This window comes from Tardiphaga sp., from assembly GCF_044340795.1.
GTDB lineage: Bacteria > Pseudomonadota > Alphaproteobacteria > Rhizobiales > Xanthobacteraceae > Tardiphaga.
This window is the reverse complement of the sequence record NZ_JBIISY010000387.1, coordinates 1-3,811: the sequence shown is the minus strand read 5'-3', so window position 1 is coordinate 3,811 and position 3,811 is coordinate 1. Positions and strand designations below refer to the sequence as shown.

The 3,811-nt window shown below is 63.1% G+C and carries 5 protein-coding genes; 4 read left to right on the top strand and 1 reads right to left on the bottom strand.

Annotated features, from left to right (window positions below):
• Positions 1-97: 97 nt before the first annotated feature.
• From ACIQ17_RS31905 to ACIQ17_RS31895, 3 genes are all read left to right on the top strand, one after another.
• A complete protein-coding gene (locus ACIQ17_RS31905) occupies positions 98-604 on the top strand; it encodes a DUF6886 family protein (RefSeq protein WP_398473540.1) in 507 nt (168 codons plus the stop codon).
• 108 nt (positions 605-712) lie between these two features.
• Positions 713-1,216: an RrF2 family transcriptional regulator gene (locus ACIQ17_RS31900; RefSeq protein WP_398473539.1), complete on the top strand. Its 504-nt coding sequence runs from the start codon at positions 713-715 to the stop codon at positions 1,214-1,216.
• A 30-nt stretch (positions 1,217-1,246) separates the two neighbouring features.
• Positions 1,247-1,711 (top strand): carboxymuconolactone decarboxylase family protein, encoded by a 465-nt coding sequence (locus tag ACIQ17_RS31895; protein ID WP_398473537.1) that lies wholly within the window; start codon positions 1,247-1,249, stop codon positions 1,709-1,711.
• A gap of 160 nt (positions 1,712-1,871) precedes the next feature.
• Here the strand turns inward: ACIQ17_RS31895 and ACIQ17_RS31890 are convergent, their stop codons facing one another.
• Positions 1,872-2,861, bottom strand: a complete 990-nt coding sequence (locus ACIQ17_RS31890; protein WP_398473536.1) for a Bug family tripartite tricarboxylate transporter substrate binding protein — start codon at positions 2,859-2,861, stop codon at positions 1,872-1,874.
• A 367-nt stretch (positions 2,862-3,228) separates the two neighbouring features.
• Between ACIQ17_RS31890 and ACIQ17_RS31885 the strand changes: the two genes are divergently transcribed.
• Positions 3,229-3,811: phenylalanine 4-monooxygenase (locus ACIQ17_RS31885; RefSeq protein WP_398473535.1), on the top strand; the 583-nt coding region annotated here is incomplete at its 3' end.

Sequence of the window (3,811 nt, the reverse complement as noted above, 5' to 3'; positions counted from 1 at the left end):
GTATCTGTAAGACGTTCCGGAACCGGCGATGCCGACATGGATGGCAAGGAGTTCTTGGCAATTGACGCCTGATGCGAGCGTGTCATGGAGTATCCCGATGCGCCTGTTTCACTTCAGCGACGAGAGCAGTATCGAGGTCTTCATGCCGCGGCCGGTGCCCGGCTTGCAGGGAATCACACAGCCCCAGGTCTGGGCCATCGATGACTGGCATCAGGCCATGTACATGTTTCCCTACAACTGCCCGCGCATCTTCGTCTGGCCGGTGGAGACCACGACGCCGGAATATGTCACTGCCTATCAGAAGATGACCTCGTGCCGCATGGTTGCGCATATCGAGCTCGGCTGGCTCGACCGGCTCGCCCGCACCACGGTCTATCGATATGAACTCGCACCGGATGGCTTTGAGCCGCTGGGCGATGCCGGCATGTGGATGTCCTCCACGCCAACCATGCCGGTGAATGTCGAGCGCATCGACAATATCGAGAAAGCGTTGAGCGACGCCGGCGTCGAGCTGCGCGTATTGCCCTCGCTGAAGACGCTGGAGCCGCTTTGGGAAACCTCGCTTCACGTGAGCGGGATCGGCCTCAACCACGCGCGATCGTAGCTCGAACCCAGGGCGGATTAGTGCACCGTAATCCGCGCTACGGCTGCGCATTGACACCCGCACTAATCGCGGATAATATTTATCTATGATTAGTATGAGACTTCCCCGATGAAGATGAGCGACGGTGTCGAACAGGCCATTCACAGCGTGGCCATGATGGCCGGGCTCACCGCCGATGGCGTGCTGTCGGCGGCGGCGCTGGCCGAGTTTCACGGTGTCTCCACCAGCTATCTGCTGAAGCACCTGCAGGCGCTGTCGGGTGCCGGCATCGTGGTCACAAAGCCCGGCCCGACCGGCGGCTATCGCCTCGCACGTGCGCCGAAAGACATCACCCTGCTCGATCTGGTCCTGGCCATCGAGGGCCCCGCCCCCGCTTTTCGCTGCGCCGAGATCCGCCAGCGCGGCCCCAATCCGCTGCCGGGTAAACCGAAAGCACCTTGCTCCATCAATGCCGCGATGTTGCGCGCCGAACGCGTCTATCGTGACGAGCTTGCGAAGGTCACCCTCGCCGACGTGCTGGGTGATCTCCGCGCCAAGGACGAGCACGGCGCCATTGCCGCACGCGGCTGCGCGTTTCTCGACCTCAACGAACGACGCCGCAGCGCCAACTGACCTCATCCACCGAACCGAAGGAGAACTGTCATGTCACCGCGTATCAACTTCGCAAAAGCTTCCACCGACGCCTACAAGGCCGTCGCCGCACTCGATCGCTACGTGGTGAAGGACAGCGGCCTTGACCCAACGATCATCCATCTGATCAAGCTGCGCGCCTCCATCATCAATGGCTGCGCCTATTGCGTCGACATGCATGTGAAGGAGTCGCGTCACGACGGCCTCAGCGAGCAGTGGATCAACCTGATGTCGACCTGGCACGAATCCACGGTCTATACGCCGCGCGAGCGCGCGCTACTCGGCTGGGTCGACGCCGTCACGCTGATCGCACAGACCCGCGCGCCGGACGACGTGTACGACGAGCTGCGCAAGCACTTCTCCGACGACGAATGCGTGAAGATCACGACTGCGATCGGCGCCATCAATGTGTGGAACAGACTGGCCGTCGCGTTCCGTGCGCCGCATCCGATCGATGCGCCGAAGGTGGCGGCCTGACATGCGCCATGTAGGGTGGGCAAAGGCGCTTGCGCCGTGCCCACCATCAAGTGCCGTGCAGCGAAGGTGGGCACGCGGCGCTTTGCCCACCCTACAGAAACGACGAAGGCCGGGTTGAACGTTCAACCCGGCCTTCAATCATTCAGAGCTGAATCGAAACTTAGTACAGTTTCGCGCCGGCGGCATCCACGACCTTGCCCCAGCGGGCGTGGTCATCCTTGATGGTCTTCGCAAAGGCTTCGCGCGTCGAGGTGGTGACGCTGAGGCCCTGGGCTTCGAGACGCTCCTTCACATCCGGCAGCGCGCCGATGCGAACCACTTCGGCATTCAGGCGATCGACGATGGCGTCGGGCGTGCCGGCCGGCACGACGAGGCCGAACCAGCTGTCGACGACGAAATCCTTCACGCCGGCTTCGGCAGCGGTCGGCACATTCGGCAGCTGCGGCGAACGCTCACGGCTGGTGACGAGCAGGCCCTTCACCTTGCCATCGCGGATCTGCGGAGCGAGCACGGTCAGCGTGTCGAAGGACAGATTGACCTGATTGCCGAGCAGCGCATTCACCGCCGGTGCGCTGCCCTTGAACGGGACATGCAGCAAATCGGTATCGGTGAGGCTCTTGAACAGCTCACCGCTCAGATGGCACAGCGTGCCCGGGCCGCATGAGGAATAAGTGAACTTGCCAGGCTCGCGCTTGGCAGCGGCGACCAGTTCGTTGGCAGTCGAGACCGGCGCATCGGGACTGGCCGCGAGCACGTAGGGCACCGAGGTCAGGTTCGACACCGGGATAAAGCTCTTGAACGGGTCGAACTGCACCTTGGTGTTGATATGCGGCAGAATGGTGAGCTGGCCGGCAGGCGCCAGCGACAGCGTGTAGCCATCGGGCTCCGCCTTGGCGACGGCTTCGGCGGCGATCGCAGTGCCGGCACCGGCCTTGTTCTCGATCACCACGGTCTGCTTCAGCGCCTCCCCGAGCTTGTCGGCGAACACGCGCGCCGAGATGTCGGCGGCGCCGCCCGGCGGGAACGGGACGACCAGCTTGATCGGACGGCTCGGCCACGCATCAGCGGCGCAGGCTGCACCAATGCCCGTGGTCAGCATAACCGAGGCGAATGCAGCGGAGAGAAGACGGGACAGAAGAGCGGAGCGCACGATCGTGATCCTTTGGTTCCGGGACGTTGTTTCGCTGCCACCTGCAGACGTGATTGCCCGGCCCCGCTCATGCGAGCAGGTTCGAAAAGCCGGCAATGTTGGCTGTTTTTGCTGCCGTCGTTGACGTCCTGCGACGCGCCCGACAGCTTGGGAAGCAGCTTTGTTAGCTAGCTAAAAATGTCATCGGACAGCGCTTCCCGCAAGAAAACCGCCTTGCAAATGCAAGTGCGGACTTAGGGGATCGCTATCGCCCGGCCAGCCGGAGAAAGAAATTCTTTCTTTCTGCCCTTTCCGCAGGCAGCGGGGCCTGGAACCATCGGCCGGTGGCGCCGTAGACTCGAGCGCCATCGGGGATCGGGAGAGCGTCATGACCGCGCTGGATCAATCGACCGGGAAGAACCGCTACCTCAAGGCCGCCAAGCGCGACGACTTCACCCTCGACCAGGACTGGCCCTCATATTCCGACGCCGAGCATTACCGCTGGGACCGGCTATTCACCCGCGCGCAGACCGTGCTGCAGGGGCGCGCCTGCGACGAATTCCTGAGCGCCCTGCAGAAGCTGCAGCTGTCCGAGGGCGGCATTCCCGACATGGCAAAGCTGAGCGCGCGCTTGGCGCCGCTGACTGGCTGGCGGGTGGTGCCCGTGGCCGAACTGGTGCCGGACGAGGTGTTCTTCGATCACCTCGCCAATCGCCGCTTCCCGGCCGGGGCCTTCATCCGCCCGGAAAGCGAAATGGACTATCTGCAGGAGCCGGACATTTTTCACGACGTGTTCGGCCACGTGCCGCTGCTGGCCAATCCCGTCTATGCAGACTTCATGGAAGCCTATGGCAAAGGTGGCCAACGCGCGATGGCGCTCGGCCAGCTGAAGAACTTGGCGCGGCTGTACTGGTACACGATCGAGTTCGGATTGATGAAAGGCGCCGATGGCCTGCGCATCTTCGGCGCCG